Annotated in this window: 20 protein-coding genes; 18 read left to right on the top strand and 2 right to left on the bottom strand. The window is 27.2% G+C overall.

Annotated elements, in window-relative coordinates; genetic code table 11:
• Positions 1-117 precede the first annotated feature (117 nt).
• From KQI77_RS05355 to KQI77_RS05285, 16 genes are all read left to right on the top strand, one after another.
• A complete protein-coding gene (locus KQI77_RS05355) occupies positions 118-972 on the top strand; it encodes a patatin family protein (protein WP_216389180.1) in 855 nt (284 codons plus the stop codon).
• A gap of 37 nt (positions 973-1009) precedes the next feature.
• Positions 1010-1966 (top strand): tRNA-dihydrouridine synthase, encoded by a 957-nt coding sequence (locus KQI77_RS05350; protein WP_216389178.1) that lies wholly within the window; start codon positions 1010-1012, stop codon positions 1964-1966.
• A gap of 84 nt (positions 1967-2050) precedes the next feature.
• On the top strand, positions 2051-3271 hold the full coding sequence (locus KQI77_RS05345) for an LL-diaminopimelate aminotransferase (RefSeq protein WP_367397276.1): 1221 nt from the start codon (positions 2051-2053) through the stop codon (positions 3269-3271).
• A gap of 254 nt (positions 3272-3525) precedes the next feature.
• Entirely contained in the window at positions 3526-4434 is a 909-nt protein-coding gene (gene zapA, locus KQI77_RS05340) for a cell division protein ZapA (RefSeq protein ID WP_216389169.1), read from the top strand.
• A 167-nt stretch (positions 4435-4601) separates the two neighbouring features.
• Entirely contained in the window at positions 4602-4730 is a 129-nt protein-coding gene (locus KQI77_RS13170) for a hypothetical protein (RefSeq protein WP_301281675.1), read from the top strand.
• A gap of 54 nt (positions 4731-4784) precedes the next feature.
• Entirely contained in the window at positions 4785-7124 is a 2340-nt protein-coding gene (locus KQI77_RS05335; protein ID WP_216389167.1) for a DUF3656 domain-containing protein, read from the top strand.
• A complete protein-coding gene (locus tag KQI77_RS05330; RefSeq protein WP_216389165.1) occupies positions 7125-9488 on the top strand; it encodes an endonuclease MutS2 in 2364 nt (787 codons plus the stop codon).
• Between the two features lie 10 nt (positions 9489-9498).
• Positions 9499-9915: a DUF523 domain-containing protein gene (locus tag KQI77_RS05325; protein ID WP_216389163.1), complete on the top strand. Its 417-nt coding sequence runs from the start codon at positions 9499-9501 to the stop codon at positions 9913-9915.
• Between the two features lie 161 nt (positions 9916-10076).
• Entirely contained in the window at positions 10077-11801 is a 1725-nt protein-coding gene (locus KQI77_RS05320; protein ID WP_216389161.1) for a phospho-sugar mutase, read from the top strand.
• A 140-nt stretch (positions 11802-11941) separates the two neighbouring features.
• Complete coding sequence (locus KQI77_RS05315; protein WP_216389159.1) at positions 11942-13030, top strand: tetratricopeptide repeat protein; 1089 nt, start codon at positions 11942-11944, stop codon at positions 13028-13030.
• Between the two features lie 14 nt (positions 13031-13044).
• Entirely contained in the window at positions 13045-14244 is a 1200-nt protein-coding gene (locus KQI77_RS05310) for an O-antigen ligase (protein WP_216389157.1), read from the top strand.
• A 2-nt stretch (positions 14245-14246) separates the two neighbouring features.
• On the top strand, positions 14247-14969 hold the full coding sequence (locus tag KQI77_RS05305) for a WecB/TagA/CpsF family glycosyltransferase (protein WP_216389155.1): 723 nt from the start codon (positions 14247-14249) through the stop codon (positions 14967-14969).
• The gene (murJ, locus tag KQI77_RS05300) at positions 14969-16495 is read left to right on the top strand and encodes a murein biosynthesis integral membrane protein MurJ (protein ID WP_216389153.1); all 1527 of its coding nucleotides are present in this window, start codon (positions 14969-14971) and stop codon (positions 16493-16495) included. Before KQI77_RS05305 ends, murJ begins: the two co-directional genes overlap by 1 nt.
• Entirely contained in the window at positions 16492-17763 is a 1272-nt protein-coding gene (locus KQI77_RS05295; protein ID WP_216389151.1) for a glycosyltransferase, read from the top strand. The genes murJ and KQI77_RS05295 overlap by 4 nt, the downstream gene beginning before the upstream one ends.
• A 5-nt stretch (positions 17764-17768) precedes the next feature.
• Entirely contained in the window at positions 17769-18935 is a 1167-nt protein-coding gene (locus KQI77_RS05290; protein WP_216389149.1) for a glycosyltransferase, read from the top strand.
• Between the two features lie 2 nt (positions 18936-18937).
• Positions 18938-19570, top strand: a complete 633-nt coding sequence (locus KQI77_RS05285; RefSeq protein ID WP_216389147.1) for a cyclodeaminase/cyclohydrolase family protein — start codon at positions 18938-18940, stop codon at positions 19568-19570.
• A 167-nt stretch (positions 19571-19737) separates the two neighbouring features.
• On the opposite strand, the gene KQI77_RS05280 is transcribed toward KQI77_RS05285, so the two are convergent.
• The gene (locus KQI77_RS05280; protein ID WP_216389145.1) at positions 19738-21966 is read right to left on the bottom strand and encodes an acyl-CoA reductase; all 2229 of its coding nucleotides are present in this window, start codon (positions 21964-21966) and stop codon (positions 19738-19740) included.
• A gap of 65 nt (positions 21967-22031) precedes the next feature.
• Entirely contained in the window at positions 22032-22751 is a 720-nt protein-coding gene (pdaA, locus tag KQI77_RS05275) for a delta-lactam-biosynthetic de-N-acetylase (RefSeq protein ID WP_367397277.1), read from the bottom strand.
• Positions 22752-22970: 219 nt separating this feature from the next.
• On the opposite strand from pdaA, the gene ychF reads away from it, so the two are divergent.
• Both ychF and KQI77_RS05265 read left to right on the top strand, forming a co-directional pair.
• The gene (gene ychF / locus KQI77_RS05270; protein ID WP_216389141.1) at positions 22971-24068 is read left to right on the top strand and encodes a redox-regulated ATPase YchF; all 1098 of its coding nucleotides are present in this window, start codon (positions 22971-22973) and stop codon (positions 24066-24068) included.
• A 118-nt stretch (positions 24069-24186) separates the two neighbouring features.
• Complete coding sequence (locus KQI77_RS05265) at positions 24187-24675, top strand: HD domain-containing protein (RefSeq protein ID WP_216389139.1); 489 nt, start codon at positions 24187-24189, stop codon at positions 24673-24675.
• The last annotated feature ends 5 nt before the right edge of the window (positions 24676-24680 follow it).

Raw genomic sequence — 24680 nt, 5'->3', positions numbered from 1 at the left:
AATAATAAAATAAATGAAACAACTCGGCTAATGTAATTAGACCGAGTTGTTTTGAGTTATACATTTTATTTTATATTATGATATAATAATAAAAAAATGAGAGAAGGAAGTTATGTAATGGGGAAAATAGGTTTAGTATTAGAAGGTGGAGGACAAAGAGGTATATATACAGCTGGCGTATTAGACGTGTTAATGGAAAATGATATATATGTAGATGGAGTGATAGGGGTATCAGCTGGGGCTATACGAGCAAGCTCTTATGTTACAAAACAAATAGGAAGAGAATATAAATATACTATGGATTATTGCAAGGATAAGAGATATATGAGCATATATTCTTTGATAAAGACAGGGGATATAGTTGGAAAAGAATTTTGCTATTCTATTATTCCAAAAGAATTAAATAAATTTGATTATGAGGGTTTTAGAAAATCTGATATAGATTATTATGTTACTTGTAGTAATCTAGAAACTGGTGAGGCAGAATACATAAAGTGTACTGATTTAGATAATGAAAGAGATTCAGATTATTTAAGAGCATCTGCATCATTACCATTAGTATCAACTATAGTAGAGGTAGATGGCAAGAAGTTATTAGACGGTGCAACTTGTGATAGTATACCAGTTATGGCATTTAGAAAGATGGGATATCTTAAGAACATAGTTGTTTTAACAAGACCTAAAGGTTATAAAAAGTCAAAAGAAAAAATGATGAATATCATTAAAAGAAAATATAAAAAATATCCTAAATACATAAAAAGATGCGCAGAAAGGCATGAGATGTATAACAAAACTTTGAAAGACATAAAGAAATTAGAAGATAAAAAAGAAGCAATTGTTATAGCACCAAGCAAAAACATAAAGATCTCAAGAATGGAAAAGAATACTAAGAAACTTCAAGAATTATATGAATTAGGAAGAAAAGATGCTTTAGACAACTTAGAGAAAATACAGAAATTTTTTAAAGTCTAGGGAAGAGGTTAAATAAAGATATTAAAAGGAGAAGACTATGAAAATTTATTTTGCACCTATGGAAGGTATAACTGGAGATATCTATAGAAGAACTTATAATAAGTATTTTGATAATATAGATAAATACTTTACTCCATTTATAGCACCACATCAAAATAAAATCATGAATTATAAAGAAAAAAATGATATTTTACCCGAAAATAATAAAGGAATGGTAGTAGTACCACAAATTCTTACTAACAGTTCAGAAGATTTTATAAAAGTGGCTGATAAGCTTATTGAATATGGATATGATGAAGTTAATTTGAATTTAGGATGCCCATCTGGAACAGTTGTATCTAAGAATAAGGGATCTGGATTTTTAAGTGAAAGAGAAGCTTTAGATAAATTTTTAGAAGAAATATTTAATAAAGTGAATATGAAAATATCTATAAAGACTAGAAATGGAAGAGATAATCATGAAGAATTTTATAAACTAATAGAGATATATAATAAGTATCCACTTGAAGAACTTATAGTTCATCCTAGAATACAAAAAGATTTTTACAAAAATAAGCCTAATATGGATATCTTTAGTGATGCTATTAAACTTAGTAAAAATAAATTATGTTACAATGGTGATATTTTTACTAAAGATAATTATAATGCTTTTGAGCAAAAATATAATAATATAGATATGGTTATGCTTGGAAGAGGAATAATTGCTAATCCAGGACTTACAAATGAAATAAAAAATAACACATTTCTAAATAAACAAGATTTAAGGAATTTTGTAGATGAATTATTAGAAGAATATATGAAAAGATTGCAAAGTGAAAAAAATGTATTATTTAAAATGAAAGAGATTTGGAGCTATATGATTTATATTTTTTCAAATAATAAAAAATATAATAAGAGAATAAAGAAATCACAAAGAATGTCTGATTATTTAGAGACACTAAATGATTTGTTTTCAAATGAAGATATCGTGGAGAATCAAGGATTATTTGAGTGAAATATGAATTTACTTAATCATATCTATTGATATATAAGCATAATAATTATAGAAATGCTTAATAAATCAAGGGTGGAATATGATGTGAGTTATATAGATTCATTAATATCAAAAAGAATAAAGAATAGCAATACTTCTTCAGAAGATGATATATTCAAATTTGAAAAGATAAAAAGAGCAAAGAAGGAAGCAAAGAAGAATAATCCATCTGTGAAGTTAATTGATATGGGAGTAGGAGAACCAGATAAATGTGCAGATATAGGAGTAATTAATACATTATATAAAGAAGCAAAGAAAAAAGAAAATAGACAATACGCTGATAATGGCATAGAAGAATATAAAGAGGCAGCTATAAAATATATGCATGAAGTATATGGTGTACAAAATTTAAATATAGATACAAACATAGTTCATGGTATTGGTTCTAAGTCTATATTGGCTATGCTACCTACAACAGTAATTAATTCGGGAGATTATAGCATAGTAACAGTACCTGGTTATCCTATAATAGGTACACATACTGAATATTTAGGTGGTCATGTATATAATCTTGAATTAAGAGAAGAAAATGATTTTTTGCCAGATCTTGAAAGTGTTCCTTTATATGTTAGAAAGAGAGCAAAGCTTCTATATCTAAATTATCCTAATAATCCTACAGGTGCTGTAGCTAATGGCGAATTTTTTGAGAGAGTAGTAGAATTTGCAAAAAAAAATAAAATAATAGTTGTTCATGATGCAGCTTATTCTGCCATTACATATGATGATTATAAACCTCTTAGCTTTTTAGAGGTAGAAGGGGCTATAGATGTAGGAGTAGAAGTTCATTCTATGTCGAAAGCTTTCAATATGACAGGTTGGAGATTAGCATTTATAGTAGGAAATGAAAAAGTAATAGATGCATTAAAAAAAGTTAAGGATAATTCGGATTCGGGTCAATTTAAAGCTATACAAAGAGCAGGAATATATGCTTTGTCTCATAGAGAAATAACCCAAGATATAAATGAAAGATATTCAACAAGGTTAGATAAATTAATAGAAATATTAAATAAAGTAGGATTTACAGTGAAGAAACCTAAAGGGAGCTTCTATCTTTATGTAAAGTCGCCTAAGGCAGCTGGAAGTGTTTGTTTTAAGAATGCTGAAGAAGCTAGTGAGTACTTCATATATAGAGAATTAATATCAGTAGTTCCGTGGGATGATGTTGGAAGCTACTTGAGATTTTCAGTTACGTTTGAAGCAGAGAATGATGATGAATTTTTTGAGGAATTAGAGCTTAGATTACTAAAAATGAATTTGAAGTTCTAAATAAAAAATTGTCAAGGCGACTTTATGGAGTCGTCGATTTTTTTTAGCCATTAATTAGGAAGAAAAGTTGTTTTATCATACTTTATTGTATAAATGTTAAATTTTAATGTGATAGTATATATATCAAAATAAATGAATAATATTATAGTAATCTAAAGTATATGAAAAAATATAAAAGTTCATTGTATAATATAAAAAAGTACTCTATAATTAAAATGTGTACTATTTGTAGTATGTTTTGTGTGAGGTGGAATATGATAAAGGTAACTGTTAAAATAAATGGAAAAGATTATAACTTGGTAGGAAAAGAAGAAGAAGAATATTTAAAAGATGTAGCAAGTTATGTAAATGATAGAATAGAAGAAATTAAGCTTAAGAATCCTCTTTTAAGTTTGGTTGATCAATCTGTGTTAGCATGTGTTAACGTAGCAGATGAATTATACAAAAGAGATGTAGATGCAAGAAGATTTGCAAAGGAAAAGGCAGAATGCATTAAAGAAAATGGTGAGCTTAATAAGAAGATAAGAGAGCTTAATGAAGAGATAGAATTGTATAAAAAAGGTGATGCTTCTAAGATATCAGAATTGAATATGAAAAATGATTTGTTACAAGAACAAATAGAGAAGTTAAACGAGGAAAAGGCTGAACTAGCTAAACAAATAGAGAAAAACTCAAGAGTTAATGAATCTATTTTGTCAGATAGTAATAAGTTAAAAGAAGAAATGTCTAGAGTTAAAAACTTAAATGATATGCTTAATAAGGAAATAGTTAAGGTAAAAGAAGAAAGTGAAACATTAAAAGAAGAAGTAATGCAAAATGAATATGAAGAGGGCTTAATAAGAAAAGACCTTGAAGAAGCATTAAAAGCTAAAGAAACTATAGAAAAAGAACTTTTAGAAAAAGGTCAAGCTCATGATTCAATTAGTGAAGAGATAGAAAAGTTAACAGGAGAAAAAGAGCAGCTAGAGGAAGAGTTATCTAAGGTGAAAGAAAAAAATCAAGAATTTAAAGAAACAATAGCTAATATAAAAACAGATAAAAATGGATCTAGTAAAGAATTAAAAGATGCAAAATATAAAGTGTTAGATTTAGAGAAAAAACTTCTTGATGCACAGTTTGAAATTGCAAAGTTAAAGAAGAGTGGAAATGCATTATTAAAATAACATAGAAAATCTAATATGTTCTCATGATTAATATTATTAAGTGTTTATAAAATAATAGAAGTAGGTAAAGGTCATTAAATGCTATAACCCAGAGCTTGGTAAATAGAGCATTTTAATAGTATCTTTGCCTATTTTTTATAAGTAATATTAAATATGGCGGTTGGATTATGGGAGGCAAGATTGTTGGCTATTCTAAAATAAAAGACATACAATTAAAAAATGTGGTTGTATTTGGAGTTGGAATGACAAAGAGATTAAATGCTTTGAAAAATCCATGTCATTCTATTTTAATATAAATTAAATTAAGGTATACTAATTAGTGAATTCTATAAACAGGAGACGTAATTAATATGGAAAAAGTTGAATTATTAGCACCAGCAGGAAGTATGGAGAGCCTATATGCAGCAGTTAATAATGGAGCCGATGCTGTATATTTAGGAGGTAGTAAGTTTTCTGCTAGAGCATATGCATCTAATTTTAATAATGAAAAAATGCAAGAAGCAGTTCAGTATTGTCATGCTTATAATGTTAAAATATATGTAACTATGAATACCTTATTAAAAGAAAAGGAATTAAAGGAAGCAATAAAATATGTAGGATATTTATATGAGATAGGTGTAGATGCACTTATTGTACAAGACTTAGGTTTAGTTAAGCTGATAAGAGAGAGATATCCTGAATTTGAGATACATGCATCTACTCAAATGACTGTACATAATGGAGAAGGGGCTATATATTTCAAAGATAAAGGATTTACTAGAATAGTTTTATCTAGAGAACTTTCCTTAGAAGAGATTGAATATATATCAAAGGAATTAAATATTGAAACTGAGATGTTTATTCATGGTGCATTATGTGTAGCTTATTCTGGTAAATGTTTAATGAGTTCTATGATAGGTGGCAGAAGTGGTAATAGAGGTAGATGTGCACAACCTTGTAGAAAAGAATACATATTAGAATCTGAAAATAATGGCAAGAAAAGGGGATATTTATTAAGTCCTAAAGATATGTGTACAATAGATAATATAGAGGACATTATTAAAAGCAACGCATATTCTCTTAAAATAGAAGGAAGAATGAAAAGACCTGAATATGTCGCAGGAGTGGTACAGAATTATAGAGCAGCCATTGATAGAGTCTTGCATAATTCTGTTTATGACAATAAGAAAGGTAAAAAAGTATTATTACAACTTTTTAATAGAGAAGGTTTTTCAAATGCATATCTTAAGAAAAATACAGGAAGAGATATGATGAGTTATAATTTCCCTAAGAATACAGGCGTAGAGGTAGGTAAGGTAACAGAAGGCAACAAAGTATTATTATCTAGTTCTGTAGCTGTAGGAGATGGAATTAGATATAGAGATAAAGGTTTTACTATAAATAAGATAACAGTAAAAGGAAATGAAGTAAAAAAAGCTAGTGCTAATGAAGAAGTTGTTCTTTATCCTAAAGATTATAAAAAGGGAGATATATTATATAGAACATCAAGTAAGGAATTGTTTGATGCATTAGATGAAACAATAAAACCATACAAAAGAAAAATTCCTATATCAGTTGAAGTTGAATTTGCAGTTGGAAAGCCTATAAGACTTATGGCTAAGTATAATAAAGAGTGCTATTATGTAGAGGGAGATATTGTAGAAGTAGCTGAGAAAAAGCCTTTAGATAGAGAAAGAATAATTGATAATTTAAAGAAGTCAGGAGAATACTCTTATAAAATAGATGAGGTTTATTTTAAAGAATTTCAAGATGGATTTATTAGAATATCATCTATAAATACAATAAGAAGAGAATTGTTTGAATTAATATCTAAGAAAAATCTTTCAAAATATAGAAAAAGACCTATGGAAAGAAAAAAAGAAGAATGTAAGTTAAAGCATTCAATTTCTCATGAATATATATATACTTGTACTAGCAATGAGCAACTACAAACATTATTAAAAAGAAACATAAAAGTACTAGGTATAGATCTTTTTAATAAATCAAAAGATGCAATAGATATAAATAATATAAATGTATTAGATGATGTTAAAATATATCTATTACTTCCTGAAATAATAAAAAAGGAATTTGATTATATATGTAAGATAATTGATAAAAATATAGATAAAATAAAAGGTATTATTACTGATAATGCAGGTATAATAAATAAATACAAAGATTCATTAGATATAATAGGAGATTATAAGTTAAATATATTTAATTCAGAAGCTGTGAAGTTCTATAGAGAAGATCTTAATAATGTTACAATAAGTATGGAACTTACTAGAAATGAGATAAAGGAAGCACTTGCAGATAAGATTTCTGGTATCTCTTGTGTGATATATGGGAAATCAGAACTTATGGTAAGTGAATATTGTCCTATAGGAAGTAGTTTTGGAGGAAAAAATACTACAAGAGAATGTAATAAGGCTTGTATGCAAGATCAATATTATTTAATAGATGAAAAAAAAGCAAGATTTAAAGTTATGACAGATAAATTCTGTAGAAGCCATATATTTAATTCTTATGCAACTAATCTTATTTCTGAGATAGATGAATTAAAGAAAATAGGTATAGATACATTTAGAGTGGACTTTAAAGATGAAAGTAGCAAGGAAGTAGATAATGTTCTTGATATGATAGAAGGAAAAGCTACAATAAATTCAGAAAAATATACAAAAGGTCATTATAAAAGAGGTGTAGAGTAAATGAATAGTAAATCTCTAAGAGTTTTAGAGTTTAATAAAATAATAGAAAAAGTTCAAAAGTATGCAGTTACTTCTGGTGGTAAGAAAAAAGTATTAGAACTTAAACCATATGAATCTGCTTATGAAGTAAGAAATGCACTAGAAGATACTAGAGAAGCATACGAGATTCTTCAAAGAAGAGGCAATCCACCATTTGAAGGATTACATGATGTGAGGGAAGGACTTAAAAGAGCAAAAAAAGGAGGTACATTAACAGCAGGACAATTATTATATATTGGAAATATGCTTAGATGTACAGCTAGTATAAAGGAATATTTAGGTAGAAATGAAGAGGATGAAAAATTTGAGAGATTAGAAGACTTAGCATATATATTAACGCCAATAAAGAATCTTCAACAAGAAATTGAAAGATGTATAGTATCAGAAGAAGAAGTTTCTGATAAAGCAAGTGGTACATTATACAATATAAGAAGAAATATAAAAGAATTAAATTCTTCTGTAAGAGAAAAGATAAATGAATTAGTAAGAAGTAATTCAAAATATCTTCAAGATGCTATATATACAATGAGAGGAGATAGATATGTATTACCTGTAAAAGCTGAATATAAAGGCAATGTAAAAGGATTGGTACATGATCAAAGTGCAACAGGTGCAACTCTCTTTATAGAACCTATGAGTCTTGTAAATATAAATAATGATATAAAGGAGCTTAAACTTAAGGAAACAGCTGAAGTTGAGAAGATACTAAAAGAGCTTACTATGAAAGTAAAAGATAATGAAGAAATTTGTGATTCTAACATGAAGGTTCTTTTAGATATTGATTTTATATTTGCAAAAGCAAAATATGGTTCTAGTATAAATGGTATGGTGCCAGAGGTAAGAGAAGATGGCGGATTTCATTTGAATAAAATAAAGCATCCACTATTAGACCCAGAAAAGGCTGTGCCTTCTGATGTATATTTAGGTGATGAGTTTAATGTTCTTATGATAACAGGACCTAATACAGGAGGAAAAACTGTAACATTAAAAACAGTAGGTCTTGCACATTTAATGGCACTAAGTGGTTTGTTGATTCCTTGTAAGGATCAATCTTCAGTAAGTTTTTATAGAGAAGTATTTGCTGATATAGGAGATGAGCAGAGTATAGAACAAAATCTATCTACATTCTCTGCACATATGACTAATATATCTAAAATTATGAGGGAAGCAGACAATGAATCATTAGTTCTATTTGATGAGTTAGGTTCCGGTACAGATCCAACAGAAGGTTCTGCACTTGCAATGGCTATAATTGATACTCTTAGAGAGAGAAATACAAAAGTAATAGGAACTACTCACTATAGTGAACTTAAAGGATATGCTATGAGGACTCCAGGAGTTGAGAATGCTTCTGTAGAATTTGATGTAGAATCTTTAAAACCTACATATAGACTACTTATAGGAGTACCTGGTAAGTCTAATGCTTTTGAAATAAGTAGAAGAATAGGATTAGACGATTATATTATAGAGAGAGCAAAAGAAAATATTTCAAAAGATAGCATGCAATTTGAAGACTTGATAAAAGAGCTTCAAGAAAAGAGTATAATTGCAAAAAATGAATTAAGAGAAGCTGAAAAAACAAAACTTGAGGTTAAAGAGTTAAAACATAAATATGAAGAAAAGCTAAAAAAATTAGAAAGAACTCGAGATAAAGCTTATTCTGATGCAAGAAGAGAAGCAAAGGAGATAATATCTAATGCAAAAGATGAAGCAGATGAGATATTAAAGGCTATGAGAGAATTAGAGAAGATGGGAATCTCTGGTGGTGGAAGAAACAGATTAGAAGAAGAGAGAAGAAAACTTAAAGAATCTCTTATTGAAAAGGAAAATAGTTTAATAAAAGAAAGAGAAAATAGTGGTAAAGAAATAAAAGAAGTGAAACCTGGAATGGAAGCATTCTTACCATCCCTTAATCAAAATGTAGTTGTAATATCTATGCCGGATAATAAAGGTGAAGTTCAAGTTGAAGCTGGAATTATGAAAATAAGTGTGAAGTTAAAAGACCTAAGGGCCGTAGAGAAGAGTATATCAAAAGAGCAAAAGAAAAAAGCTAAGAGAGAATTGAAATTAAATAAGAGAAGTGTAGAGAGCAGGGTAGATTTAAGAGGAATGGATTCACAAGAAGCATTATATGTAGTTGATAAATATTTAGATGAGGCATATATGGGTAATCTTGCAGAAGTAACAATAGTTCATGGAAAAGGTACAGGAATACTGAGAAAAGAGGTTTCTACAATGCTTAAAAGACACCCTCATGTTAAATCTTTTAGACTTGGAGAATATGGAGAAGGTGGAGATGGAGTAACAATAGTTACACTAAAGTAGGTGATAATTAATGATAATGATAAGTTCATGTTTGTGTGGTGTAAATTGTAAGTACAATGGAAAGAATAATAAAAATGACAAATGTGTAGAATTATTAAGAGAAAATAAAGCTATATGTTTTTGTCCTGAACAATTAGGTGGACTTACTACTCCTAGAGTCCCTTCTGAAATAAGAGAAGATAGAGTTGTATCTAAAGAAGGAATAGATGTTACTGATAATTTTAAAAGAGGAGCAAAAGAAGCACTTAAAATAGCACAGATAACAGGGATAAAAAAGGCTATAATGAAAGAAGGAAGTCCTTCTTGTGGAGTGCATTATATATATGATGGTACTTTTAGTGGAAATAAGATAGAAGGTATGGGAATAACAACTAGAATGTTTTTAGAGAATAATATAGAAGTTGTTAGTGAAGAACAGATATTGTAGTATATATTAACTTGTTGATAAAAAAATATTAAAAAATCGACAAAAAATAGCTATTTAATACTGTAATATATCACAAAAATAGGAATATTGTTAATTCTGATATTGTAAAAGTAAGAAGTTGTTGTATAATAATACTTGGATATAAATGCAAGGAGGATGTTATGTTGTATAAGGAAAAATATCAAGCTTGGCTTGACTCAAGTATAATAAGTGAAGAAATCAAAGAAGAATTAAGAAACATAAAGGACGAAAAAGAAATAGAAGATAGATTCTATAAAGACTTAGAATTTGGTACAGGTGGATTAAGAGGAGTAATAGGTGCAGGATCTAACAGAATGAATGTATATACTGTATCACAAGCAACTCAAGGATTTGCAGATTACTTAAATGCTAACTTTAAAGAACCAAAAGTAGCTATAGCATATGATTCAAGACATATGTCACCAGAATTTTCAAAAGCTGCAGCATTAACTTTATGTGCTAATAATATAAAAGTTTACTTATATGAAAGCTTAAGACCAACACCAGTATTGTCTTTTACAGTAAGACATTTAGGATGTCAAGGTGGAATTATGATGACTGCATCACATAATCCTAAGATATACAATGGATATAAGGCATATGATGAATTCGGATGTCAGCTTACAGACAATAAAGCTAATGCAGTTATTAATTGTGTAAAAGCAATAAGTGACTTTAGCATGATAAAAACTATAAGTGAAGATAAAGCAGTAGCAGAAGGATTATTAAATTATATAGGTGAAGAAGTAGATAAAGCTTATATAGAAAAGGTTAAGAGTGTTACTATAAGAAAAGAATTAGTAGAAGAAGGAGCTAAAGACTTAAAAATTATCTATACTCCTATTCATGGAACTGGTAATATTCCAGTTAGAAGAGTACTTAAAGAATTAGGTTATGAACATGTAAATGTAGTTAAAGAACAAGAATTACCAGATGGTGATTTCCCAACTACTCCATATCCTAATCCAGAAGCAGCACAAGTTTTTGAATTAGCATTAAAGATGGCTGAAACTGAAACTCCTGATATTATATTTGGTACTGATCCAGATGCCGATAGAATAGGTGTTGTTGTTAATACTGGAAACGGTGAATACAAAGTATTAACTGGAAACCAAACAGGTTTATTATTAACTGACTATGTTATAACATCATTAAAAGAACTTAACAAATTACCTAAAAATGGAGTTGTAGTTAAAACAATAGTTACAACAGAAGGTGCTAGAAAGATAGCAGAAGCAAACAATGTTGAATGTATAGATGTATTAACAGGATTTAAATATATTGGAGAAAAGATGCGTGAATTCGAAGTAAGTAAGGATAAAACTTATATCTTTGGATTTGAAGAAAGCTATGGATATTTAGCAGGAGACTTCGTTAGAGATAAAGATGCAGTTATAGCTTCTATGTTAATATCTGAAATGACTTTATTCTATAAGAAACAAGGAATGAGCTTATATGAAGCACTTATTAATCTATATAAGAAATATGGATTCTTTAAAGAAGAACAAAAAGCAATTGAACTTGATGGAAAAGAAGGTCAAGAAAAGATAGCTTCATGTATAGATTCATTAAGAAATGCTACTATAGAATCAGTTAATGGTAGCAAAGTAGTTATAAAATATGATTATAAGTTAAGTAAAGAAGAAAACTTCAAAGAAAATACAGTAACAGAAATCAAACTACCAAAATCTAACGTGTTAAAATTTATATTAGAAGATGGATCAAGCTTTGTAGTAAGACCTTCTGGTACAGAACCAAAGATGAAAGTTTATTTTGCAGTTCAAGGTACTAGCTTAGAAGATGCTGACGAAAAAGGCGCTAAGTTTAAAGAAGCTGTTATGGAATTAATAAACAAATATCTATAATATAAATAATATAGTTTAATTTATAAAGGGTTAAATAATGCTTCAAGATATTTTTATGATATTTTGAAGCATTTAATTTTAATTTTAACCTTTATGATATATAATAGGTTATAAAGTATATAGATTGGAGAAGTAGACTTATGAATTATAAAGATTTAATAAAAGAAAAACTTGCTAAGCTTTTATTCTTAGAAATTGATTGGGAGAAGTTCAAAGTATCAGTAGGAATACCTTCTAATATTAAATTAAAGACAAAAGATATATATATACCTATAAGTTCAAAATATGTAGCTGATAATGCTACAGATTCTATAAAGGTGAAAAATTTACCAATATATTATTTTATTGAGGGAATGCTTATTGCATTAGGAGCAGATAAGAATCTAGCTTATACAGAAGATTATATTATTATTTTTAATAATTTAAAAGATAGTGAAGCATGTGGTAGGGCATTAGTAGCAGATAATATCAAAAAAGATGAATTGCTAGAAGCATATCTTCTTCTTAAAGGGTTATATTTAGCTACAGGAGATGAAGAATACTTGAAGAAGCAACTATTAGTTGAAGAAAGTATAAGAGAAAAAGATAGTGGTTTCTCTAATATATTATTAGCTGATTGTGATGAAGCATTAGAGGAATTTGAGGATATGCCAGAGCCACACTTATATAGAGCTATATATTATAAAGAAAAATCTGACATTCAGAAAGCAAAAGTAGAAATAAATGAATATCTTAGATTAGGTGGAGAAACTAATGAAGATATTGATATTATTATAAATGATATTAATAATCTATCAAGTTATGAAAAAGCTATTGAAAATATAGACGAAGATCCAGCTAAATCAATAGGAACATTTTTATCGTTATTAGAGCAATTTGATAAAAATCCACTTTTATATTATTATTTAGCAGTTGCATATAGGAAGCTAGATAATTATGAAAAAGCTATATATTATTTAAATGAAAGCTTGACATTAGAATCAGGAATAGCAGAAGTTATTAATGAACTTGGAATAAATTATGCATGTTTGGGAGATTATAATACTGCCTTAAAATATTTCAAAAAAGTATTTGAAGCATCAAAAGACATTGAAGCATGTACTAATATAGTGATGTGCTATATCAAATTAGGGGATAAAGAACAGGCAAAACTTAATTTAGACATTGCTAAAAAATTAGATCCGACAGATGAGATAGTATGTGATTTAGATAGAATGCTTGCAGAATAAGGAGATATATATATATGAAAAAAAAAGTTAAAGGAATAGTATTAAATGACTATTATTTTGCGTTAATATATTTAATACTTTCTTTTTTGATGACAACTACATTAAACAATAATGTTATAAATTTTATGATAAAGATATCATTGTTATGGGGGGGAGGGATTTGTGCTTATAATTTATATATATCATTTAAGAACAAATTTAATGTGATAGAAATTATTGTTTTATTGTTTTTGGCAGTAACTTTCAGTTTAAATATCTTTGTTTACAGAAGTACAGAAAATATTACAACATGGATGGTAAATGTTATTCTCTTATATGGAATATTTAAGATACAAAGATATAAATCTAATGATATAATAAAAAAAGAGTTGATAAATTCAAGTATAATAATTGTTTTGTTAACAACAATATTATCATTTATATCAATTGTTATGTATTTTATAGATAAAACATACGCTTGTAGAACAGAAGGAACATTTCAAGGAATATATAGTTATAATAATTCATTAGCTATATCAGCAGGTATTTCATTAATTTTATCTATATATTTATGTTTTAGTTATGAGAAAAAATATAAATATTTATTTATTATAAATTGTATTTTTGAATTTATTATAGTTATTTTATCTGAATCTAGAAGTGTGTATTTATTATTTATTGCAATTCCGTTTTTATTTATTTACATAAAGATAAAAAATAAAATATTTAGAAGAACAATTTTGCTTTTGGGAATAATAGGAACAATAGGAGCGTTTATAGCTTTTTCTGATAAATTATATAGTTTTTTATCAGCTAGAAATGAATTGTGGATTTCAGCTATGATGGTAATAAAACAAAATTTACTTACGGGTGTAGGATATTCAGATTTAGTTAATAGTGTTAAAGTAGTGAGAAAAGATGTTTTATTACCAGGATTAGAATTTGGAGGACTTCATAATATTTTTATGCAAGTAGCAACTGTAAATGGAATAGCGGTTTTAGCTATATTTATTATATTATTAGTTATTATATTTAGTAAATTATTTAAAAACAATTTTGATACAAACAAATTAGATTTATCTATGTTTTTATTAAGTTCATTAGTTATTGGAATATTATTTGTTAATGTATTTGAAAGTAATATATTATATATAACAAGTTATATATCTATAATTTTTTGGATGTATCTAGGTAGGCTAATAAGCATAAAAAATGGAAATGAGGATAAGGAGTAATTATGTTTACTAATATTTTAGAATATAAAATATTTAATAAAGGGAAAGAAGATTTAATAGTGGAAACTATGACTAGAGATAAAGTAAGTGTAGTTTCTGGTAATCCAGAAATACTTTATAATGGATTAAATGACGAATTTTTAAAAAAGAATTTCATGAATGAACATACAATTATAATTCCAGATGGAGTAGGTACTGTAATAGCATCAAAGATAGTTAAACATCCTGTTAAGGAAAAGATAGCTGGAATAGACGTTATGAAAGAAATAATTAAAAATTCAGCAAAGGAAAAGAAGCCTGTTTATTTTTTAGGAAGTAAACAAGAAGTGGTAGAAAAATGTGTGGAAAATATAAAAAAAGAGTATCCTAACTTAAAGGTTTCAGGATATCATGATGGATATTTTGATGTGGATAATTGTAGTGATATAGTAGATGAAATTATTGCAAGTAAGCCTTGGGCAATTTTTGTTGCAATGGGTTCACCTAAACAAGAAAATTTTATATACAATAATTTTGATAAAATTCCTGCTTCTGTTTTTATGGGAGTTGGAGGAAGTTTTGATATTTTTGCAGGTAACCTAAAGAGAGCTCCTAAATGGATGATTAAATTAGGCTTAGAGTGGTTATATAGAGTTGTAAAAGAACCATTTAGAATTAAAAGACTTTGGGTAATTCCTAAGTTTTTATGGATAGTATTTAAAAATAGAAATAATGGAGAACGATAATGAAGAAATCAAGTGTTGCAAAGTCAGCTATAATTGTAATAATAATAACAATTATAAGTAAACTAATAGGTGCATTAAGAGATGTTTTGATCTCATATAAGTTTGGTGCTTCATATCAAACGGATGCTTACAAACTTGCAATATCTATACCTGATGTTATTTTTACAATTATTGGGCTAGCTATATCTACTGCTTTTATTCCGATGCTTAGTGAAGTACGTGCAAAAGAAGGAAAAGATAAAATGAACGAATTTGCTAGTAAAATAATAAATATACTAACGGTTATTGCGGTGGTTATATTTATTGTAGGAATAATGTTTCCTGAAAAAATCGTAGGATTGATTGCTAGTAAAAATATGGACTCTATAACATTAGCAACAACTGTAAAGTTGACCAAGATAATACTTATTAATATTGTGTTTTTAGTCGTTAATGCTTGTTTTGTTGCTATATTACAGGTTAATGAAGATTTTATAGTGCCAACTATTTTAGGCCTATTTTTTAATTTACCAATGATATTATACATGTTAATTGTTAAAGAATATAGTATATATGGATTAACTATAGCTAATGTTTTGGGAAATATATTTAGGATATTTGTACAAATTCCTAGTTTGAAACGGAATGGATTTAAATACTCATTTTTGTTTGATTTACAAGATGATAGAATCAAGCGTTTTGTATTTATAATAATACCAGTAATAATTAGTGCAAGTGCAAATTCATTAAATTTAATAATTGATAAAAAAATTGCTTCATCATTAGGAAATGGGGTAATAACAACATTGGATAATGCACAATTACTAGTTAATGTATTAACTAATCTAGCATTGACTGCTATATCATCAGTAATATACCCAGTTTTAGTTAATCAATTGAATGAAAAAAAACAAAAATCATTTGGAGAATTAATTAATAAAACATTAGTGTATTTAGGAATTTTATTAATTCCAATAAGTTTTGGGGCAATAGTTTATGGAAAAGAAATTATAGAAGTTGTGTATTTAAGAGGTGAATATACTTTGGAAGCCACTAAATTTACAATTCTTGCATTTGTAGGGTATTCTATAGGTATATTTTTTATAGGAGTTAAGGATTTACTTAATTCATCATTTTTTTCTATGGGAAAGACAAAAATAACAGCTAAAATTAGTGTGATAGGGGTTATTATTAATATTATTCTAAGTATTTTGTTGTCTAAGTTTATAGGAATTATGGGTATAGCTATTGCATCATCAGTTTCTATGATTATTACTTCTATATTGTTGTCTATTTACATAAAAAAAGAATATGAATATATAAATTTTAAGAATATAGGGTATGATATTGTAAAAATAATCATAGCATCAATAATAATGATAATAACTTTAGTACCTTTAAAGAATTTTCTTAAGCAATATAATAATTTTATTATATTAATTATAAGTGTTGTTTTGGGAGGAATAGTATATATTATAACAATAGTATTATTTAAAGTTAATGGAATTAAGGAATTAGTTGAATTGATTAGAAGGAGAAGAAAATGAAGATATTATTTATAGCGTGTTATTCGCCATTTATTAATAATTCGGCTGCAATAGAATCATTGCAGTATTTGAATAAATTAAACGAGATAGTAGAAAACGAGATTTATTTATTAACTGTAAGATTTCCGCAGAATTCAATATATTATGATGAAAAATTAGCAGAATTATTAGATAAAGATATAAAGGTTTTTCAAATAGATGGAGGAACTATTTTTAATAGATTAGTTCCTAAAAAAACTAACAATACAGCATATGATGAGAACAAAAAAAATAAAAGGTTTAAGATTTTAAGAAAAATCAAAAATGCAATAATAATTCCAGATATGTATTATAATTGGGCAAAAAGAGCAAGTAAGGTTGGAATGAATATTATAAAAAAAGAGAATATAGATGTTATATTTTCAATGCATGAACCGCCTTCATCACATTTATGTGCATACAAAATAAAAAAGAGATTTAAAGATATTCCATGGATAACTTATTGGAGTGATCCGTGGCTTAAAGATTCAACTAAAGAAAATTCATTTATTATAAAAAAAATGATAGAAAAAAGAATGGAAAAAAAGATTGTAGATGTAGCAGATAGATATATTTTTGTTACAGAACCTAATAGACAAGATTATATAGAAACCTATAACTTAGATTCAGAAGATACATTTGTTGTAACAAGAGGGTTTGATAAAGATTTGTTTAATAGGTTAAGACAAAGAGAGAAACCATCATTACTAAAACATGATAAAGTAAATATTTTGTATACAGGTGAAATATTTGAAAAATTGAGAGATATAAAACCTTTTATTCAAGCAATAAGTAATATAAAAGAAAAATATAAAGATTTGTACAGTAAAATGAATATATTATTTTTTGGTAATATAGATGATATAAAGGCAAAAAAAATGCTTGAAGATATTGATGTCGCAACAGTTAATGGAAGAATTCCGTTTGAAGATGCATTGACATATATGCTTAATGCAGAAGTATTGCTATTGTTTGGCAATAAAGCTTCTAAGCAAATTCCGGCAAAAATATATGAGTATTTTGGTGCAGAAGGTAAGATACTAGTTATATATGGTGATGAAAATGATCCAATAAAAAGCTTGGTAGAAAATAATAATAAATGTATTTGCTCTAATAATAATGTTAATGAAATAGAGCACTGTTTAATTGATTTGCTACAGACAGATACAAGAAAATTATTGTTAGAGCCTAATTATAAATATGAGTGGGATAATATTATTGATAGATTAAATAAAATATTAGAGGTGTAATTAATATGCATATTATGGTTGTACCATCTTGGTATTCTTCTGAACGTAATAAAGTACATGGAAGTTTTTTTAAGGAACAATTTATTGCATTACAGAATAGTGGAGAAAAAGTTACAGTTGCTTATAATGAAATATGGCCTTTGAATCTTTTGGGCAAAATAAAAGAAAGAAGTGGCTTAAGTTTTTGTATTGAGGACGGTCTTAGAACATATAGATATAGGCAATATAATTTCTTGCCTAAGAATCCGTTAATGTTTAAACTTTTTAATAGAAGGATGGATATATTATATAAGGAAATTATAAAAAAAGAAGGTAAAGTGGATATTATTCATGCTCATTCATCATTATGGGGGGGAATATCTGCAGCATACATAGCAAAAAAATACAATATTCCTTTTGTAATTACTGAACACAGTTCATTAAAATATAGTCAATATTTAAAGGAAAGTTACAGAAAATATGTTTATAATTCCTATGACTCTGCAGATAAGTTAATAGCTGTTGGAAATGGATTAAAGTGCGAGATGCAAGATTATACTAATAATAAGATAGACGTTATACCTAATATGGTTGATTTATCAATATTTAAGGATAATGCTATATATAAAAAAGATAAAATGAATCAAGATGTAATAAAGCTTTTTTCTTTAGCATATTTAGTTAAAGGAAAAGGGATGGATTTGTTGATAGAAGCATTTAATAATAGTTTAAAAGGAAAGAATGTTCAATTGTTTATTGGCGGGGATGGAACCGAAAGAAAAAACTTAGAAAACATGGTGAAGAAATTACAACTAGATAAACAAATATATTTCTTAGGAGCACTATCAAGAAGAGAGGTTGTTAAGGAAATGGCAAATTGCGATGGTTTTGTTTTAGTGTCAGAACATGAAACTTTTGGAATGGTATATATTGAGGCAATGGCTATGGGCAAACCTGTTTTAGCAACTAAAAATGGTGGCGCAGAGGATATAGTTAATAACTTTAATGGGATATTAGCTGATAATGGCAATGTAGAGTCTATATCAAAAGAATTAATTAATTTTATTAATAAGATTCCGAAGTATGATAATGAAATGATAAAAAGAAAATGCATAGACAAATATAATGAAGATGCAATAATAACAAATATAAAAAAAGAATATAATGAAATTTTGAATAATAAGGGAGAATAGTAATGCAATTTAAAGAATATAAAATACAAGAATTTCTAAGTGATTTATCATCAGAATCACCATCACCAGGTGGTGGTAGTGTAGCTGGACTAGTAGCAGCTCTTGCAGGAAGTTTAAATTCTATGGTATATTCACTTACTGTTAACAAGAAGGCTTTTGAAAAGATAGATATAGAAGATAAAAAGCTAGTATTAGATTTTAAGGAAAGAAGTCATAAATTTATTAATAATTCTGTTCAAGCTATGGAGAAGGATAGAGAAGCATTTGTAAAGCTTATGAATTGTTATAAAATGCCAAAAGATACTGAAGCAGATATAATAATGAGAAAAAAAGCATTAGCAGAGAATACTATAAAAGCAATGATGGCACCTTTAGAGTTGGCTAGAAATGCATACGAATTTTACGATAATATAGATATCGCCATGAAATATGGTAATAAGATGGTTTTATCAGATGCAGTATGTGCTGCAATATTATTAAATGCTGCAATAGAAGCTGCAATAGAGAATGTTAAGATTAATTTAAAGTCTTTAGAAGAAGGTGAGTTAAAGACTAAAACAGAAGAAGAGATTGCATATCTTTTAATAGATTCAAAGAAAAGAAAAGCAAATATATTAGATTCTATGAACAAATAGAGAAATTTTTTGATTACTTATATTTTAATGATTAATATCGAAATTATATGTTTAAGTAAATAACATTGGATTTTTCATTATCAATATTTACTTAAATCAATAATTTTGATATTAATCAAGTAAAAAAAATAAGTAATCAAAAAAAGATTAATTAAATATTTTTTCCCTTATAAGTTATTTATAACATGAATTGCTTTCCCTCTATGATAAGAAAATTCGCTACAATCCAAATTATATATCTTAATTGTAGCAGGAGCAGATTCTTCTAATGCATTTATATTGCTAATAAATTCTCTTAAGGTATAATAAGCATCTGTAGTATTACAATTATGTTCTAATAAAATTGTAAAAGAAGCTATACCATCTATCTTTTCAAGGAGAATTTGTAATATTCCTTGATAGTTAAGTTCTTTAACCAATACATCCTTTATATCGTTATAATTGAAATATAGATTGTTGAATTTAAATAAATCACCTTTTGTTCCAACTAGTTCATAACATTTTATATTATTATCATAATTGGACCATTTACCTAGTTCTCCACTTTCATATTCATAAGTTAAACCATTTTTCTTAAAATTATATATTACACGGCCTATTTCATTATTATTTACGTTTTTATTAGAATCAAATTTTAATATTTTTATATTTGAATTAGGATAATTAGGACGATATATATTGCAAGGATAATTTAAAGCATTTATAGATAATGTATCTAATGATTTTACATAAGAAATATTTAATTGGTTGTTTAGTGCTGTTATTTCATTATAAGTTAACATTTCATCCTTATAAAATATCTTATCTAATCTTCCATAATAGTTGACCCAATCAGTGTTGCTAAAAAGTAAATTATATATATATGAAGAATTACCTATTATTGAATTGCATTCATTCTCAAAAATAGATTTTAAAATATAATTAAAATCATTAGTTTCAGCGATAATAAATGGTTTAACGTTAATTTGAGAAAATACATTAGAAGTGTTAACGTAGTTTGTAAAATAATTTTCTTTAGGTAAAATTATTGCTAGTTTATCTAATTCTTTATCATATCCAGATAATAATAACTTATTTAATTTATCTTCAGAAGTTTCTAGATTAAGAATATCATATATATTATTAACCTTAATTGTTTTATGTGAATCAAAATAATTAGCAGAAGGTTCTAATAAATTATTCAATGAACTTAAACCAAAAGGAATAGCTTTATTGTTTATTTTAATTGGCTTTACATAGTTTAATAATGAATCATTTGAGTAATTCTTATAGATTTCTCCTATATTGCAAAAAGATAAAATATCATAATTAGAAAATGTATTAGTTAATTCTAAGAATTCATCTAATAATGCATCAATTGCTACTGTATTAATTAAATGCGAGTTGTTTTCCAAAATTTTTGTGAGATTTTTTCGTGAGATTTTTTTAATTATAAGTGTATTGTAATCATTTGTAATGTTGAGTTTATCACTTGTATCTACAATTATTCTATATGGCTCCTTATTGCAAGTAATAACTAGATTGCTATTTAAACCTAAATCTATAAGGGGCAATTCAGAAGTAAATGTATCAGATATTGAATCTGGAACAATATCTGATTTTAGAGATGTTATTGCAGCAGATACTTTTTCACTAAATGTAAGTAGTTCTTTTTTAGTATCGCATTCATAATATATTATTTTAGGATTGTAATATCCATATGAATTACTTAAATAATCTTTTGCAAGTAATTTATGAGTATTAGGATTTTCACCTTTCTTGGTTACATAAGATATATTTACATAGTCATTGTGAGGTATTATTGGATTAGAAGTTAACTTGTTAATGTCAAAGACATCACTATTATCTCCTATTACATTTACAATATCACAGTATGACAATATATTTTTTTTATCTTCCTCAAGCAAATCGCCTAAAGAATAGAAAAATATATAATCAGCAAGTCTAGGTTCGATTTCACATAATGAGTTTAGAAAATTGAAAGCACCGTCAGCTATATTATCAGAAGCTAAACATATAGTTTTGTTTTTAGTTATTAGCGAATCTGTAATAGCTATAACAAATGAATAAAAATTATCTTTCATAACAATATGTGCTACAGTACCTATAGGTAAAAATCCTTGAAAACATTGAGGATTGTTCCAAGTATTATTGACATTTGCAGAAAAGTTGCCTAGATCTTGCTTGATTTTATCCATCAGAGAATTGTATTTTAAATATGATGAATAATTATTATTTGTGTTTTCATAAATATTATTGAAAGCGTTTAGTATATCTATTGAATCAATATTATTTATAGCATAGATATCATTTGTTAAATCTTTTGATAATTTTGTTATTGAATTTTTTATTTCTTTTTTAGGACGGATAGTTCCTTTGTAAATAAAATTGTCCATATAAAACCTCCTAATGGTAAAAAATAACAAATTCATTATAACATAAATTACCAATATATGTAAAACTATAATTCTTTTAGAGATTTAAATTCGTATCCTTCTTTTTGCAAATCTATAATAACTTTCTTTAATATTTTTGTGTTTGTGTCAGATACAGCATGTAATAAAATTATAGCTCCAGGGTGCATGTTACTTTTTATTTTTTCTATAGCATAAGATTCTTCTGGTTGATCATCAACAAGCCAATCTTTGTATGCAAAGCTCCAGAATATAGTCTTATAACCAAGTTTTTGGGTTAAAGCTAATGAATTTTTAGAGTATTTACCCATAGGTGGCCTAAAAAACTTGGGCATAGACTTACCTGTTAGTTTCTTGAAGGCATCTTCAACTTCTGTAAATTCCTTGTTAAATTCAGTAGGATCAGTTATAGATGCCATAGAAGGGTGGTGACTACTATGATTACATACTAAATGACCTTCTTTAACCATTCGTTTAATAAGTTCTGGCTCAGATTCTATAAAAGGCTTTACTACAAAAAAAGCTGCTGGAACATTTACCTCTTTAAGTGTATCTAATATTGCACTTGTATTACCTCTTTCATATCCTTCATCAAAGGTTAAATATAGGACTTTAGATGAAGTGTCACCTACAAAGTAACCATCATATTGTGATAAAAAAGAAACGGATTCTTTACATGGTTCGGGAGTTATTCCTGCTCCTTTAGGTACATAATACCAGTTTAGTTCAGTTGTATCTTCATCAGCATGTGTGACAACTGTTGGCATAATTAAAAATAATAATGTAAGTATTAAAATATAAGATAATGCTGCTTTTTTCTTCATTTAATAAATCACCTCTTAATATTATGTTATATTTTTAGTTTGTTCTAATTTGCTAATATTATTCATTTTTAAATTAGCAGAACGCATATTTCTTGAAATAAAAGATTAGGTAGAGTATAATTTGATAAGGTAGTTTTTTAGAATAGAAAGGAATGTACATAGATGAAATTAGGAATAGTTGGGTTACCGAACGTTGGAAAAAGTACTTTATTTAATGCAATAACTAAGGCAGGAGCAGAATCAGCAAATTATCCATTTTGTACAATAGAGCCTAATGTAGGTGTTGTTGCAGTACCAGATAAGAGATTAGATGTATTAGAAGATATGTATCAAGCTAAGAAGAAGGTTTATACTTCTATAGAATTTTATGATATAGCAGGACTAGTTAAGGGAGCATCTAAAGGAGAAGGTTTAGGAAATAAGTTCTTATCTCACATAAGAGAGGTTTCAGCAATAGTTCATGTAGTTAGATGTTTTGATGATGGTAATGTAGTTCACGTAGAAGGTTCAGTAGATCCTATAAGAGATATTGAAACAATAAACTTAGAACTTATTTTCTCTGATTTAGAAGTTTTAGAGAGAAGAATGGAGAAAACAGTTAAGCTTGCAAGATCTGGTGATAAACAAGCGAAATTTGAATACGGAGTTTTAGAGAGAATAAAAGAACACTTAGAAGCTAATCTTCCAGTTAGAACTATGGAAGCAACTGATGAAGAACAAGAATTTATAAAATCTTTATTTTTAATAACATCTAAAAAAGTTCTATATGCATGTAATGTTAGCGAAGATGACATAATGAGTGGTAATTTAGAAAATGATTATGTTAAGAGAGTTAAAGAATATGCTGAAAAGGAAAATTCAGGTGTAATGGTTGTTTCAGCTAGATTAGAAGAAGAATTATCAGGTCTTGAAGATGATGAAAAGAATGAAATGCTTGCAGAATATGGCTTAGAAGAATCTGGTCTAGATAAGCTTATTCAAGCATCTTATTCACTACTTGGACTTATGAGTTTCTTAACAGCAGGGGTTCAAGAAGTAAGAGCATGGACAATTAAGCAAGGAACAAAAGCTCCAAAGGCAGCTGGTAAAATTCACTCAGATATTGAAAGAGGATTTATTAGAGCTGAAATAGTAAGCTTTGACGATTTGGTTAAATGTGGTTCAGAAGCAAAAGCAAAAGAAGCTGGATTATTTAGACTAGAAGGAAAAGATTACATTATGCAAGATGGAGATGTAGTTAACTTTAGATTTAACGTATAGAATATGGAATGTATTTACAAAAGACTATTGTGAAAAATTTTCAATAGTCTTTTGTTGTATGTAGAGCTTTTAGTAATAATATGTTACGAGGCATATATAGTTATTTAGGAGGAATAATATGAATTTTGATAAAATAATATTTGAAATGATTAAGTATTACTCTAAAGATCCAAAGAGGATTCAACATTTTTTAAAAGTACATTCTTTTGCTAGTATGATAGGAAGAGGAGAAAATTTAGATAATAATACTCAATATATATTAGAAATTGCTGCAATAGTTCATGATATTGGAATTAAGGTTAGTGAAGAAAAATATAATAGTTCAGCAGGAAAATATCAAGAGATAGAAGGACCTAGTATTGCAAAAGATATGTTAACAAAACTAGGTTATGATGAAAAAGTAATAGATAGAGTATGTTATCTTGTAGGACATCATCATACATATAACAATATTCAAGGGATTGATTATCAGATTTTAGTAGAAGCGGATTTTTTAGTTAATATATATGAAGATGGACTTGATGAAATTGCTACAAAAAATGCTTATGATAGAATATTTAAGACAACAACTGGTAAGGATATACTTAAAAATATGTATGGAATATAAGGTGA

The sequence above is a fragment of the Clostridium sp. MSJ-8 genome (assembly GCF_018918325.1).
Classification (GTDB): Bacteria; Bacillota; Clostridia; order Clostridiales; family Clostridiaceae; genus Clostridium.
This window is presented reverse-complemented; position numbering and strand designations above follow the sequence as displayed.